We start from the raw sequence: 14379 nt of genomic DNA on the forward strand, positions 1-14379 counted from the left end.
CTGTTGGTGATCAGCGGCGTGCCGATGGCGTGAACCGACGCATGTTCGGCGTGGTGAATCAGATCCACGCCGCTGGTGAGGTTCCCCCACTGATCGCTGCCGCCGGTCTGCAGAACACAGCCGTAGGTCCGGTACAGCTCGAGATAGTCGAGCCCCTGAAGGATCTGGTAGCTGAACTCCGTGTAGCTGATCCCCGCCTCCGAGTTCAGACGAGCGCTGACCGCGTCTTTCTTCAGCATGGTGCCAACGCGGTAGTGCTTGCCGATCTCGCGAAGGAAGTCGATCGCCGACAGCGGCGCCGTCCAGTCCAGGTTGTTGACGATGCGTGCGGCGTTCTCCCCCTCGAAGCTGAGGAAGCGCTCCACCTGGCTGCGCAGTCGCGACACCCACTCGGCAACGGTCTCGCGCGTGTTCAGAGTCCGCTCGGCTGTCGGTCGCGGATCGCCCACCAGGCCGGTCGATCCCCCGACCAGGCCGAGCGGTCGGTGCCCCGCGAGCTGCAGCCGACGCAGCAGGAGCAGCTGCACGAGGTTACCCAGGTGCAGGCTCGGCGCCGTCGGGTCAAAGCCGCAGTAGTACGTGATCGGGCCGCCCTCCAGCAGCGCGCGCAGCGCCTCCTGATCGGTGGAAACGTGCACCAAACCACGCCAAACGATCTCGTCCCAGACCGATTCGAACGAAGGGTCGTTCGCGGGCTCCAACGCGCGGACGGGGGAATCGGTCGTGAGTTCTGCCACGAATCTCAGGCTAGCAGCGCGCCCACCGCTGACCGCGGCGTCAGATCGAGGTCCCCCACCATACGAGGAAAGCTACAGCGAGGGCAGTCGTCCAGCTCACGAGGCTCCCGATGAGGAAGTACTCCGCGCGGATGCCGCCCTCTCCGTCCCGGGAGATCTCGGGAAAGCGGACGATGCCCTTCGCTGCAAGCACCGCGGCCAGGAGCGTGAACGCGCCGGTGAGGGTAAGGGCGAAGACGAGCACCCGCTCGATCGGACCGATGAGTCGTCCGCCCTTCAGCGTCGCCGCACGCTCCTCAACGGGCACGTCGCCGTCTCGGAGCGCGATTCGCACGATCACGTTCCCGGATTCAAGAAGGAAGACCAACGCTCCGGCGACGAGCACTGCGACGTCCAGGCTCACCGCGCCCAGCGGCGAGTGGGAGGGCCACACCTCGCCGAGCGGCCCCTGGTCTTCTCGGACGCCGAGAAGCGCGACGGCGAGAGCAGCGACAGCTACCACGAGCGCGACCGGCCAGAACCCGGCTCGCCCGCCCCGGCGATCCGGGGTGGCCAGAGCCCAGACCGCGGCCACGCCGACGGCGACGAAGCTCCAGACCGCGGCATCCGCGCCACCCGAGGCGATCAGCAACACGAGTCCGAGCACGGCCAGAACGATCGCGCGACGCATCCCGGTCAGCGAACGCCGAGTGAGGTCGACGCCACCGACTGTCAGGAGCACGATGCCGGCGGCGATCATCCGGACGCTTCGTCCAGGATCTGGAAGCCGGCCACGAGTCCTGCGGCTCCGCCGGCGGCGAGCGCTTGGGAGACCGCGGACTGCGTGATCCCCTCCTCTGCGGCGAGGTCGTGCTGCGTTCGACCGAGGCAGCGACCATAAGCGAGGCGGCGCGTGCGTGACGTCATCGCGCCGACGATCTCATCGCGGACGAGCAGGTATGCGTTGACGGATCGGACACGCTCGGCCATGGCGGCATCCTCCCCCGAAGCTGCGACAACGCGCGTCCGCGCGCGCGGCACGGCGCGATCCTGGAGGCGGTGCACGGCCTCGACGGCATCCCGGGCTGACCACCAACCGGGCCCGTCGGAGATGCGGTCGGTTGCTGACGAAACGGCCCCCACGGTGCCGATGCCGATCCCGAAGCGCAGCTCGATCTCTTCGGGAAGAGCAAGCTGGAGCAACAGGAGCCACGCGAGCGCGTGATCGAGTTCCGCGAAGACCGCCTGGAATTCATCGGCGAACGTCGCCGTCAGCGGGACGATCGCTGTCGGCCGGTCAGCGTTGACGCGCGCGATAGTCGCCTCGAGCTCGCGCTGCGCGGCACCCCGGTCGGCGAGGCGCCGGGATCCGACGATATCTGCGATCACCGCGACGGTCACACAAGCAGTCTATCGCTTATGAAGCGAGATAATAAGCCCCGGGCTGATTTTTTGGGTCTATCAGTCCCGTCACAGCCCCAGCGCGTGCGCAGCGTCCTGCACACGCGAAATCAGTTCCGCGCGCTGCTCGGCAACCCGCTCCGGAGCGGTTCCGCCCACGCCGGTGCGACTGGAAACCGACCCCTCGATCGTCAGGACCTCGCGGACCCCCGGCGTGAGCCGCGGCGAGACCCCCGCAAGCAGGTCGTCGTCGGCGTCTTCGAGTCCGATCCCCCGAACTTCACACGCCTGCACAAGCTTCCCGGAGATCTCATGCGCATCACGGAAGGGAACGCCCTCCCGAACGAGCCACTCCGCGACATCCGTGGCAAGAGAGAAGCCCTGCGGTGCAAGCTCCGCCATCCGGTCGGTGTCAAAACGCAGGGTCGCCACCATCCCGGCGAAGGCGGGCAACACCGTCTCGAGCGTCCGCACCGAATCGAAGACGGGTTCCTTGTCTTCCTGCAGATCACGGTTGTACGCCAGGGGCAGGCCCTTGAGCGTGGCCAGCAGCCCGGTGAGGTTTCCGATCAGGCGCCCCGCCTTGCCCCGCGCCAGTTCCGCGATATCAGGGTTCTTCTTCTGCGGCATGATGCTCGAGCCGGTCGAGTAGCCATCATCGAGCGTGACGAAGCCGAACTCCCGCGTGTTCCACACGATGATGTCTTCGGCAAAGCGCGACAGATCGACCCCGATCTGCGCGGCGATGAACGCGAACTCGGCGACGACGTCGCGCGCCGCGGTTCCATCCAGCGAGTTCTCTGCGGGCCGAGAGAGCCCCAGTTCTGCAGCGACAAGCGCGGGATCAAGTCCCAGAGTGGATCCGGCGAGCGCTCCCCCGCCGTAGGGCGACACCGATGCCCGCGTCGACCAATCGCGGAGCCGTTCGAGGTCGCGCACGAGCGGCCACGCGTGAGCGAGCAGGTGGTGCGCCAGCAGGATGGGTTGGGCGTGCTGCAGGTGAGTTCGCCCCGGCATGATCGCAGCCGGGTGGGCCTCAGCCTGGGCGACGATGGCATCGATGAGACGGACGATCTCACGTACCAGCGTCCGCGTGTGGTCGAGGAGGTACATCCGCACCAGCGTCGCGATCTGGTCGTTTCGGCTGCGCCCGGCTCGGAGCTTTCCGCCGAGCTCGGGACCGACGATCTCGATGAGCGCCTGCTCGAGCGCACCGTGGACGTCTTCATCCTGAGGCCGGGCAACGACCTCGCCGCGGGTGACTGCAGCAGCGAGCTCATCGAGCCCCGCGCGCATGCTGGCAGCTTCGTCGGCGCTGAGATAGCCAGCAGCCTCGAGGGCTGACGCGTGGGCACGCGATCCCCGGATGTCGTAAGGGGCGAGTGCCCAGTCGAAGTGGGTGGACACGCTCAGGGCCGCAAGTTCGGGCGATGGACCCGAAGCGAATCGCGCACCCCAGAGGGCGCCATCGTGCGTTGCATCACCCGTCGCAGTCATCGTGCCAGCCTATCCGCGCGCGGCCGCGACACCGTATCGACCAGCCGCTCGAGAGGGCCGCGCCCGAGCAGCAGTGCCCACGCGAAGCAGGCTGCGATGATCCCGAGCGTCATCGGCCAGAACAGGTTCAGGGCCCGGAACCCGAACAGGTCGGATGTCGTCCCCAGTGCGATGAGCGCCCACACCGCCCACACGACGATCTGCGCAGAGTATGCCGTCAGCGGCATCGCGCCCAGGGTCCGGATCGGAAGCACGACGGCGCGCAGGATAGTACGGCACAGCAGCACGCACAGGGCGATGATCGCGATGGCGAACCCACCCGAGCCCCACACCTCGAGGATGCCACCACTGTGCTCGCTGGCCCGCCACACCTGGCCGAGGTACCCGTCGGGGGCTGGAACAACGACCGCGAGGGTCTCTGCTACCGCGGCAGTCACAAGACCCGCGCCCGCCGTGACCCACAGCACTCCTGCCCGCGCGAGGTCGAGGCGGCCGACCGCCATTCCGGCCAGCAGGAACGCAAGCCAGAGCGGAGCTGGGTAGGCCCATCCGGTCAGGAGGAACACCGCTTCGCCCGGCGCCGTGTCCCAGAACGGCGCAGCCTCGATCGGCGGAAGCAGCCACGGCACGATAAGCGCCACCGCGACAGCCCAGACCCACAGCGTCGCTGTGCGCACGCGCACGAAAGGAATCGCCGCGGCGAACAGGATCGCGTACGCCGGCAGGATGACGTACACCGGCACACCCGTGAGGATCAGTGCGATTCCGATGACCCAGAGCACGAGAGCTCGCCAGGCCAGCCACCTGCCCGGGGCGCGGGGGGCGCGTGGGCCGGCGGTGACGATCGAGATCGAGACGCCGGCGAGAGTCGCGAACAGAATCGACGAGCGACCGCCGACGATCCCACCCCAGGTCACCGGATCGGTCCAGTCGATCTCGGGCAGCGTGAACAGGTGAGCCGCGAGCATCCCGATCACGGCGAGCCCGCGGGCAAGGTCCAGCCCCGGAATCCGCGGCGGCCCGTCCAGGCGGCGCAGATTCCCGACGACCCGGTCGGCTACTGCTGCTGCAGCAGCCACACCAGCAGCGCCTTCTGCGCGTGGAGTCGGTTTTCGGCTTCGTCCCACACGACGCTCTGCGGGCCGTCGATCACCTCGGCATCCACTTCGTACCCGCGGTCGGCGGGGAGGCAGTGGATGAAGATCGCGTCGTCCTTGGCGAGGCTCATGAGTTCCTGCGACACCTTGTAGGGCGTGAGGTCGCGAAGCCGTTGGAGCTTTTCGTCCTCCTTGCCCATCGAGACCCAGGTGTCGGTGACGATGATGTCTGCGCCGGCGGCAGCCTCGTTGGGGTCGGTGTAGAGCGCGACCGAACCGCCGGTCTGCTCGGCGCGGCGGTCGGCGTCGGCCACGACATCCTCACGCGGTGCGTACTCCACCGGGGAGGCGACGCGCACATGCATGCCGGCCGTGACCCCGCCGAGCACATAGGACTGCCCCATGTTGGTGCGCCCGTCCCCGAAGAAGGCGAGCGTGAGGCCCTTCAGCTCGCCCTTGTGCTCCTGGATTGTGAGCAGATCGGCGAGGATCTGACACGGATGGAAGTCGTCGCTGAGCGCATTGACGACGGGCACCCGCGTGCCGGCAGCCATCTCTTCGAGGCCTGCCTGCGCATAGGTGCGCCAGACGATCGCGGCCACCTGCCGCTCGAGCACGCGGGCGGTGTCGGCGGGGGTCTCCTTGCCGCCCAGCTGACTGTTGGCGGTCGAGATGATCAGCGGCGACCCGCCGAGATCGGCGATTCCGACAGCAAACGACACGCGCGTACGCGTGGATGACTTGTCGAAGATCACCGCGACGGTCTGCGGGCCAGCCAGCGGCTGAACCTTCCAGCGGTCCTTCTTCAGGTCTGCCGCAAGGGCAAGGATCTCTGCCTGCTCCTTCGGGGTCAGGTCATCGTCGCGAAGCAGGTGACGGGTCATTGCGCGGCTTCCTTGTGGTCGGGCTGCGAGGTCTCGTCGGGCTGCGAGGTCTCGTCGAGCATGAGGGCGTCGGTCACGGTGGACAGAGCCGCGGTGAAGAGGGTCAGGAACTCGTCGATCTCGACGTCGCCGATCGTCAGGGCCGGCGCGATCCGGATCGTGTCGTCGTTGGCGGCGTTGACGATGAGTCCGTGTTCCTGCGCCGCGGCGACGACGGCCTTCGCGACGGGGCGGGTCAGCGCCACGCCCAGGAGCAGTCCCTGCCCGCGGCATCCGGCGATCAGCGGGGAGTCGATCGCGAGGATGCCCTCACGCACCTGCCCGCCACGGATGCGGGCGTTGGTCACCAGATCGGCGCGCTCGATCTCGTCGAGCACCGCCCCCGCGACCGCGGTAGCCAGCGCGTTCCCCCCGAACGTCGACCCATGGGTGCCGGGGTAGAACAGCTCGCTCGCCTCGCCGTAGGTGATGAGCGCCCCGATCGGGAATCCGCCGCCAATACCCTTTGCCACGGTGATGGCATCCGGGGTGATACCCGTGTGCTGAAAGGCGAACCATTCGCCGGTGCGACCGGCCCCGGTCTGGATCTCATCAAGGATGAGGAGCGCACCGTGGCGGCGGGTCAGCTCGCGCGCGGCTTCGAGATAGCCGTCCGGGAGCGGGAGGACGCCAGCCTCACCCTTGATCGGTTCGAGGATGAGGGCTGCGACCGAGTCATCCATCGCGGCTTCGAGAGCCTCGATCGTCGAGTCCAGGAACTCCACACCAGGAACCATCGGAAGGAACGGTTCCTGCATGGCCGGCTTTCCCGTGAGGGCGAGGGTGCCCATCGTCCGCCCGTGGAAGGCATCGGTGAGGGCGAGGATCCGGGGCCGGTCAGTTCCGCCGTGCAGCCGGGCGAGCTTGAACGCCGCTTCGTTGGCCTCCGCACCCGAGTTCGAGAAATACACGCGGCCGGAATCACCGGTTCCCGCGAGTCGCTTGAGCTTCGCGGCCAGGCCGAGCTGCGGCGGGGTGGCGAAGTAGTTCGACACGTGCGCGAGGGTCGCGGCCTGAGCAGAAACCGCCTCGACGAACGCGGGGTGTGCGTGCCCGAGCGAGTTCACCGCGATACCGGCAAGGAAGTCCAGGTAGCGCTTACCCGCGTCATCCCACAGGTAGGCGCCCTCACCGCGGGTGAACAGCGCAAGGCGGTCTCCGGCGTTGGCAAGAAGGTCGCGGCGGGCATCGTGCTGCCAGGATGCCGTGGTCGGTGCCTCGTCGTTCATTGCGCCTCTTTTCGTCTCGGGGAGTACTGCACTCATGCGCTCACCACTTCGGTTCCGATGCCCTTACTCGTGAAGACCTCGATCAGGAGCGAGTGCGGCACGCGCCCGTCGATGATCGCCGCCGTGTCGACTCCCCCGTCGACGGCGTCCAGACACGCCTGCATCTTGGGGACCATTCCCGACTCCAGCGTCGGCAGCATCGTTCGCAGCTCCGTCGAGCTCAGGTGAGAGACCAGCGAGTCACGATTCGGCCAGTCCGCGTACAGTCCGGGGACGTCGGTGAGGATGACGAGCTTGGCGGCATTCAGCGACACCGCGAGCGCCGCCGCCGCCGCGTCGGCGTTGACATTCAAGGTGTGTCCCGGACGATCCAGGTCGGGCGCGATCGAGGACACGACGGGGATGCGGCCCGCCGCGAGGTGGTCGAGGACCGCCGTCGGGTTCACGTGAACGACATCCCCGACCGACCCGAGGTCGACCTCTTCACCGTTGACGACAACCCCGCGGCGGCGGCCGCCGAACAGCCCGGCGTCCTCACCCGAGAGGCCGGCGGCGAACGGGCCGTGCGCATTGATCTTCGATACGAGCTGCGGGTTGATGTGGCCGGTGAGGACCATGCGCACGACCGAGATCGCCTCGGTGTTCGTGACGCGGTATCCGCCCTGGAACTCGCTCGGGATGTCGAGGCGCTCCAGCATGCGGGAGATCTGCGGGCCTCCCCCGTGGACCACCACGGGCTTGACGCCGACGTAACGCAGGTACGCGATGTCTTCGGCGACCGTGCGCTGAAGTTCTTCGGACACCATCGCATTGCCGCCGTATTTGACGACCACGATCTGGTCGCGGAAGCGCTTGAGCCACGGCAGCGACTCGATCAGCACGGCTGCCTTCTCGGCAGCCTCGTCGGGCGTGGTCTCTTGCAGGTCAGTCATGACGAGTAGGCGCTGTTCTCGTGAACGTAGTCGTGGGTGAGGTCGTTGGTGTAGATGGTGGCCGAGGCATCGCCCACCTTGAGGTCGATGACGACGCTCGTTGCCCGAGGGGTGAGATCCACGAGTTCGCGGGGCTGGTCGGGACCGCCGTCGGAGCACACGCGGACACCGTTCATCGTGACATCCACGGCATAGGGGTCGAAAGCGGCATCCGTCGTCCCGATCGCCGCGAGCACGCGCCCCCAGTTCGGGTCGTTGCCGAAGATCGCCGCCTTGAAGAGGTTGTTGCGCGCAACCGAGCGTCCCACCTCGACGGCGTCGTCTTCGGATGCCGCGTGGATCACCTCGATCGTGATGTCGTGGCTGGCCCCCTCGGCGTCTGACTGCAGCTGGGTCGCGAGGTCGGTGCAGACCGCGATGAGCGCGGTGCGGAAGGCACCCGGCTCGGGCGTGACGCCGCTCGCACCGCTGACCATCAAGGTCACCTGGTCGTTCGTGGACATGCACCCGTCGGAGTCGAGGCGGTCAAAGCTCACGCGCGTCGCAGCACGCAGGTGTCCGTCGGCTTCTGCCGCGCTGAGGACGGCATCGGTGGTGAGAACGACGAGCATCGTCGCGAGCCCGGGCGCGAGCATTCCGGCGCCCTTGGCCATTCCGCCGATCGTCCAGCCGTCAACGGTGATGGTGGTGGTCTTCGGGCGGGAGTCGGTGGTCATGATCGCTCGGGCAGCATCCTCGCCGCCATCCGGCGACAGGGCACCGATCGCGGCTTCGGTTCCCGCGAGGACCTTGTCGCGGAAGACCTGATCGCCGGTTCCGATGAGGCCGGTGGAACAGACCTGGATGTCGCCGGCGCTCACTCCGAGCAGCTCGGCGGCGCGCTCCGCGGTCAGGTGGGTCGTCAGAAACCCGAACGAACCCGTGAAACAGTTCGCGCCGCCGGAGTTGAGCACGATGGCTTCGACGACGCCGTCCTGGATGGCCTGTTCGGACCAGAGAATCGGGTTTGCCTTGGCGCGGTTGCTCGTGAAGACGGCAGCACCGACGGTGAGCGGCCCGCGGTTGACCACCACGGCGACATCCGGCTTTCCGGTCGACTTGAGTCCGGCGGCAACTCCTGCCGCCTCGAACCCTGCGGGCGCGGTGACGGTCACGGTGCCACTCCGTTCGTAGTGAGGGCGCGGCCCTCGGGAAGGCCGAGCGCGATGTTCATGGATTGGACCGCGGCACCGGCCGTGCCCTTGACGAGGTTGTCGACAGCGGCGACGACGACGACCCGGCCTGCGGCCCGGTCGATCGCGAGCCCGAGGAGCGCAGTGTTGGCCCCGACCACGTCGGCCGTGCGAGGGACCTGTCCCTCCGGCAGCAGCTGGACGAACGGCTCGTCGGCGTACGCCAGCTCCCAGGCCGCGCGGATGTCGGCATCCGTGGCTCCCGGAGCAATCGGCGCGGTGGAAGTCGCAAGGATTCCGCGGGCCATCGGGACGATGACGGGCGTGAAGGAGATCCGGACGTCGGTCCCTCCGGCATCCTGCAGCGCCTGACGGATCTCGGGGATGTGCCGGTGTGTGCCGCCGACCGCATACGGGTTCGCGCTGCCGAGCACTTCGCTTGCCAGCAGGTGCGGTTTGAGGCTCTTCCCTGCCCCCGACGGGCCGACGGCGAGCACGCTGACGATGTCGCTCGGATCGATCACGCCGGCAGCCACCCCCGGCGCGAGCGACAAACTCACCGTCGAGGCGTTGCAGCCGGGTGCGGCGATGCGAGTCGCGCCCGCGAGGGTGTCACGGATCTTCCCGCTCGCGACGGGCAGCTCGGGAACGCCGTAGACCCAGGGCTCAGGGTGCGCCCCGCCGTAGAACTGCTCCCACGCTGCCGCATCGCGCAACCGGTGATCGGCGCCGGCGTCGATCACGAGGGGCACATCTCCGAGGGCATCCGTGTATTGCGCTGACTGTCCGTGCGGCAATGCGAGAACCACGATGTCGTGGCCGGCAAGGGTCTCGGGAGTGGTGTCTTGCAACGTCAGATGCGAGAGCGAGCGCAGATGCGGCTGGTGCTCGATGAGGGGCTGCCCGGCGTTGGAGTGGGCGGTGACGGTGCGGATATCGACATCAGGATGCTGGGCTAGGAGCCGCAGGATCTCGCCGCCGGCATATCCGGAGGCGCCAGAGACGGCGACCGAGTAGGTCATGGATTCCACCTTATTGTCTGGGTTCGTCGTGCATCGAAAGCACAGAGCCGGAGGTGGCGACACCGCCGCGCGCGACAGCGCAGCGGGGTCGCCTAGAGTCGGCGACCGCCCAGACGTCGGCGCAGCACGCGAACCGTCGTCGCGAAAGCAACGAGGTCGTGCGGTGCCGGAAGCATGTCGCGAGAGTACCGATCTAGGCCTCGACGCCGCAAATCGACGCGCGAGCTCACGCCGGAAGCAGGGCGCTCACGGCACGTGAGCGCGCGCGGCGCACCCCGATGACCGTGCCAGCGAAGGCGACCGCAGCCCACAGCAGAAGTCCGACTGCAGCCCCGAGCACTTCGTGTAGCGACCCGCCCACCAGAGCGTCGGCGCCCTGCAGGGCAACGCTCAACGGCAGGATCGAGAACGGCGTGGCAGCCAGCGAACCCTCGGTAACCGGTTGAAGGGTGCCTGCGGCCACCAGCTGGAGACCCAGTGCGAGCACCGACACGATGAGACCTGCTCGACCGAACAGGGCGGTGAGTGCCTGGTGGAACAGCGTGAACGACACCGCGGCGGCAAGGGTCAGCCCGTAGGCGACGGCGATCCGATCGGGGACGACACCGAGGACGGCAACCCCCAGCCACACGAGCACCGACTGCACAACGGCGATTCCCATCGCAACCAGTGCAGCGTCAGCGGCGATGTGCGCGGACGTTGCCGGGGTCACGAGCGACGCCCGCGCAAAGGGAGAAACGACGAGGAAGGTGGCGAGCGCCCCCAGCCACAGCGACACCGGCGCCAGCGCTGCCACCGCCGCGGCCAGAGCGGAATCCGGGCCACCGATGCTGGTGGTGGTGACGCCGATCGGCGAGGCGACGGTTGCCGCGATGCTCTGCTGCTGGGCACTCGAATAACTCGGGATGCTGGATGCCGCCTCACCCAGGCCGCTCGCGAGTTCACCAGCGGCGCCGGCCGCGGTATCGAGCCCGCTGGCAAGGTCTGCAGCGCCGGCCGCGAGATCAGACGCACCGGACACCGCCTCCTGCTGAGCCGCCGCGAGTTGGGTGAGCGCTGACGCCGCCGGCCCCGCGAGGTCGGCCACGGCGTCGGCGCCGACGGCGAGTTCGGCGGCATCCACGGCGTCGCCGGCAAGAGCGCCGGCCTGATTCTGAAGGTCCGATGCAATTGCGGCGGCCCCACTGCGGAGGGCCAGGATGTCATCGAGCAGGTCGCCGGCTGGCACGGTCGGGTCCGCGGAGATCACCGCAGCGAGGGCGTCGAGATCGGCGACGCCGAGATCCTGCGCGAGCGAGAGCGCCTCGGCGTCGATCGCAGCGCCGGCCAGCGACCCCGCGAGAGCCGCGGCATCCGACCCGGCTGCGGCGCTCAGCGCACCCAGGTCGCGGACCCCTGTCGGGAGGGCGCGAAGCACCGTTCCAATCCCCTCGAGCCCCGCGACCAGCTCCCGCTGCCCCTCTGCGAGCACTGCCGCTCCCCCCGCGGCGTCCCCGATGCCGCTCGCGAGTTCGCTCGCGCCGTCGGCTGCCTGCCCGATTCCGGTGTGCAACTCAGTGAAGGCTGCCAGCGTGCCTGACACATACCCCGACGTGAGCTGAGCTTCCACTCCGCGCGGAAGGCCCGCTGCCAGAGCTTCGGCCAGCACGCCCGAGAGATACCCGTGACGAGTGCTGGTCTGCACTGTCAGCGAAGCCTGCGTCGGCGCATCAGTGCCGAGGGTTGCGACGTCCTGGGAGAAGTCGGCCGGGATCGTCACCACCGCGAGATAGGTGCCCTGCGCGAGCCCCTGGTCGGCTGTCGCGGTGTCCGTCAGGGTCCACGCGATCGCGTCGTCGGCTGTCAGAAGGTTCTCGGTGACGAGCTTGCCCGCGGCGACGGGCGTGCCCCCGTCCTCGATCGGAACATCAAGATTCACGATCGCCACGGGAACCTGTTCCTGGGTCTGACGCGGCAGCAGCGTCAGCATGACCAGCAGCGGTATCAGGATCGCGAAGACCGCGAGCGCGATCGCCCTGCCCCGACCGCCACCGGTCAACAGCCCCGACAGCCCGGTCATACGACCACCTCGTCGCTTACGTCTTGCCGGCTGCGACCTTCAGGTGACCGGTCTGCAAGGAGGACCCTCACGACGCGGCCGTGAGGGGTCAGGGCAAGTGCATCTTCGGCCACGGGATCACTGACAGCGACAACGAGCGTCGTCGAGGCCGACGCGGTGCGCAGGATGCGGTCAAGCAGCGCCGATTGATCTCGCCTGCGCTGCAGATCGAGGACCGTCACCTCGGGCGTCGATGCGAGCGCGGCAGCGGCATCGAGGGTCCACCGCTGGTGCTCGTCAAGACGCGACATCGGCACATCGACCTCGTCGAGAACGTTCGGCCCGCCCGTCAGTTCCCCCCAGAGCTCGATCGCGCGGCGCACCCGATCACGGTGATCACCACCGCTGCCGTTCAGGCGTACCTGTCGCCGCACATGTTCGACGAGAGTGCTCGCGTCAGTGGGCGTAGGAAGCGCCGGAACCAGGACCGAGACCCGAGAGAGCGGCTCTCTCTCGAACGGGATGAGCCGACCGCCGACGGCAAGGTCGCCGCCGATGCCGGGAATCCGGCCCGAGAGACCTGCGCAGACGGCTGCGGCTTCGGGGCCGTGGACCACAAGGACGCCGGACTCCGGCAGATCGACGGTGAGCGGCGCCGAGTCACCGAACGTCGCCTCGTGCGCATGGATGCCGCGCCCTCGCGTCTCCCGATCGGCCTCGCGCCAGGTTCGCTGATCGAGCATGCGGCGCACTGCCTCACCCTCAATGTCAGCATCCGGCAATGCCCGTACCAACCAGCGCGGCAACCACCACGCGCGCGCACCGAGCAGTGCCATGAGGGCGGGGATCAGGGTCATCCGCACCACGAAAGCATCAATGAGCACCCCCACCGCGAGCGCGAGAGCGATCGGCTGGATGATCGCGTTTCCCCCGGGGACGAACGAGAAGAAGACGGAGAACATGATGAGCGCGGCGGCAGTGATGACCCGCGCGGAGGCGGAGAAGCCCTGGAGTACCGCGGCGTGCGCGTCGCCGGTGTCGACGAACCGCTCGCGCATCCGTGAGACGAGGAACACGTGATAGTCCATCGCGAGTCCGAACAGCACAGCCATGACGAGGATCGGCATGAAGCTGATCACCGGGCCGACCTTGCCGACCCCCAGAAGGGATGCACCCCAGCCCCATTCGAAGACCACGGTGGCGATCCCGAGCCCCGCCCCCACTGTCAGGAGGTAGCCGAAGGTCGCGGTGATCGGCACGGCGATGGAGCGGAACATGATCGTCAGCAGCACCAGGCTCAGCCCCACGACCACGATCGCGAACGGCAGCATCGCCGCGCCCAGGCGATCGGAGATGTCGATGGCGAGGGCAGTCTGTCCGGTGATCTCGTAGGTGAAGCCGTTCGCCTCCTCGAACGCCGCGGCGCGATCGCGCAGGGTCTGCACGAGCTGAGCGGTCTGATCGGATGACGGGGAGCTGTCGGGAGTGATCGTCACGACAGCCATGTCGAGGGCTTCGTTCGGGAACGCCTGCGAGACCGCGGTGATCCGGGGCACGCCCTGGAATGCATCCTGGAGCGCGGTGAGAGCCTGCTCGATCTGGAGCGTGCGAGAGATGTCGGCGGTGACCAGCAGCGGGCCGTTGAAGCCGGGTCCGAAACCCTCGTCGAGCAGATCGTAGGCGACGCGCGCCTCGGATCCGGGCGGATCGTATCCGGCATCGGGCAGCGTCAGACGAAGTCCGGATGCCGGGATCGCGATCACCGCGAGCACCGCGGTGACACCGAGCGCGGTCAGCAGCGGCTGACGAGTGACGATCTTCACCCAGCGCGCTGTGTGTCCCGGCTCCGCGCCGCGGCGAGCGGCCCGACGAACGGCCCGACCCCGTGGGATGAGTCGGCGGCCGAGGAGCGAGAGGATCGCCGGAAGCAGAGTGACAGCCACCAACAGCGCCGTGAGCACCGCGCCAGCAGCTCCCAGCCCCATGACGGTGAGGAACGGGATCCCGGCCACCCCGAGGCCTACCAGGGCGATCATGACCGTCATCCCCGCGAAGACGACAGCCGTGCCCGCCGTTGCTATGGCCACCGCTACCGACTCGGCCGGATCCATCCCCTCCCGGAGGTTGTCGCGGTGCCGGGATGTGATCAGCAGGGCGTAGTCGATACCGACAGCAAGGCCCAGCATCGTCGCGAGGACCGGAGCCGTCGAGGAGACCGGCACGAGGGCACCGACGATCGTGATGGCGCTCGCTGCGAGTCCGACGCCGAGCGCCGCGGTCACGAGGGGAATGCCCGCGGCAAGGAGGGACCCGAAGGTGATCGCCAGCACGATGTAGGCGATGCCCATCCCG

The 14379-nt window shown here is 68.3% G+C and carries 12 protein-coding genes; all 12 read right to left on the reverse strand.

Features of this window, described 5'->3' with window-relative positions:
• On the reverse strand, positions 1-737 hold a 737-nt coding region (tyrS, locus tag B3587_RS05505), incomplete at its 3' end, for a tyrosine--tRNA ligase (RefSeq protein WP_292726998.1).
• Between the two features lie 40 nt (positions 738-777).
• On the reverse strand, positions 778-1476 hold the full coding sequence (locus B3587_RS05510; RefSeq protein WP_292727000.1) for a hypothetical protein: 699 nt from the start codon (positions 1474-1476) through the stop codon (positions 778-780).
• Positions 1473-2117: a SatD family protein gene (locus B3587_RS05515; RefSeq protein WP_292727002.1), complete on the reverse strand. Its 645-nt coding sequence runs from the start codon at positions 2115-2117 to the stop codon at positions 1473-1475. Before B3587_RS05515 ends, B3587_RS05510 begins: the two co-directional genes overlap by 4 nt.
• Before the next feature lie 69 nt (positions 2118-2186).
• The gene (argH, locus tag B3587_RS05520; protein ID WP_292727004.1) at positions 2187-3614 is read right to left on the reverse strand and encodes an argininosuccinate lyase; all 1428 of its coding nucleotides are present in this window, start codon (positions 3612-3614) and stop codon (positions 2187-2189) included.
• Positions 3611-4693 (reverse strand): heparan-alpha-glucosaminide N-acetyltransferase domain-containing protein, encoded by a 1083-nt coding sequence (locus B3587_RS05525; RefSeq protein ID WP_292727006.1) that lies wholly within the window; start codon positions 4691-4693, stop codon positions 3611-3613. The genes argH and B3587_RS05525 overlap by 4 nt, the downstream gene beginning before the upstream one ends.
• On the reverse strand, positions 4672-5595 hold the full coding sequence (gene argF / locus B3587_RS05530; protein ID WP_292727007.1) for an ornithine carbamoyltransferase: 924 nt from the start codon (positions 5593-5595) through the stop codon (positions 4672-4674). The genes B3587_RS05525 and argF overlap by 22 nt, the downstream gene beginning before the upstream one ends.
• Complete coding sequence (locus B3587_RS05535) at positions 5592-6863, reverse strand: acetylornithine transaminase (RefSeq protein ID WP_228177777.1); 1272 nt, start codon at positions 6861-6863, stop codon at positions 5592-5594. The genes argF and B3587_RS05535 overlap by 4 nt, the downstream gene beginning before the upstream one ends.
• Positions 6864-6895: 32 nt before the next feature.
• Entirely contained in the window at positions 6896-7795 is a 900-nt protein-coding gene (gene argB, locus B3587_RS05540; RefSeq protein ID WP_292727010.1) for an acetylglutamate kinase, read from the reverse strand.
• Positions 7792-8949, reverse strand: coding sequence for a bifunctional glutamate N-acetyltransferase/amino-acid acetyltransferase ArgJ (gene argJ, locus B3587_RS05545; RefSeq protein ID WP_292727012.1), 1158 nt, complete (start codon positions 8947-8949; stop codon positions 7792-7794). The genes argB and argJ overlap by 4 nt, the downstream gene beginning before the upstream one ends.
• On the reverse strand, positions 8946-9989 hold the full coding sequence (argC, locus tag B3587_RS05550) for an N-acetyl-gamma-glutamyl-phosphate reductase (RefSeq protein ID WP_228177774.1): 1044 nt from the start codon (positions 9987-9989) through the stop codon (positions 8946-8948). Before argC ends, argJ begins: the two co-directional genes overlap by 4 nt.
• A 226-nt stretch (positions 9990-10215) precedes the next feature.
• Complete coding sequence (locus B3587_RS05555; protein ID WP_292727014.1) at positions 10216-12048, reverse strand: YhgE/Pip family protein; 1833 nt, start codon at positions 12046-12048, stop codon at positions 10216-10218.
• Positions 12045-14379, reverse strand: a 2335-nt coding sequence (locus B3587_RS05560; protein ID WP_292727016.1) for an MMPL family transporter, incomplete at its 5' end; no start/stop codon positions are given. The genes B3587_RS05555 and B3587_RS05560, both read right to left, overlap by 4 nt.

Source organism: Microbacterium sp. UBA837, assembly GCF_002296025.1.
Taxonomy (GTDB): domain Bacteria; phylum Actinomycetota; class Actinomycetes; order Actinomycetales; family Microbacteriaceae; genus Microbacterium.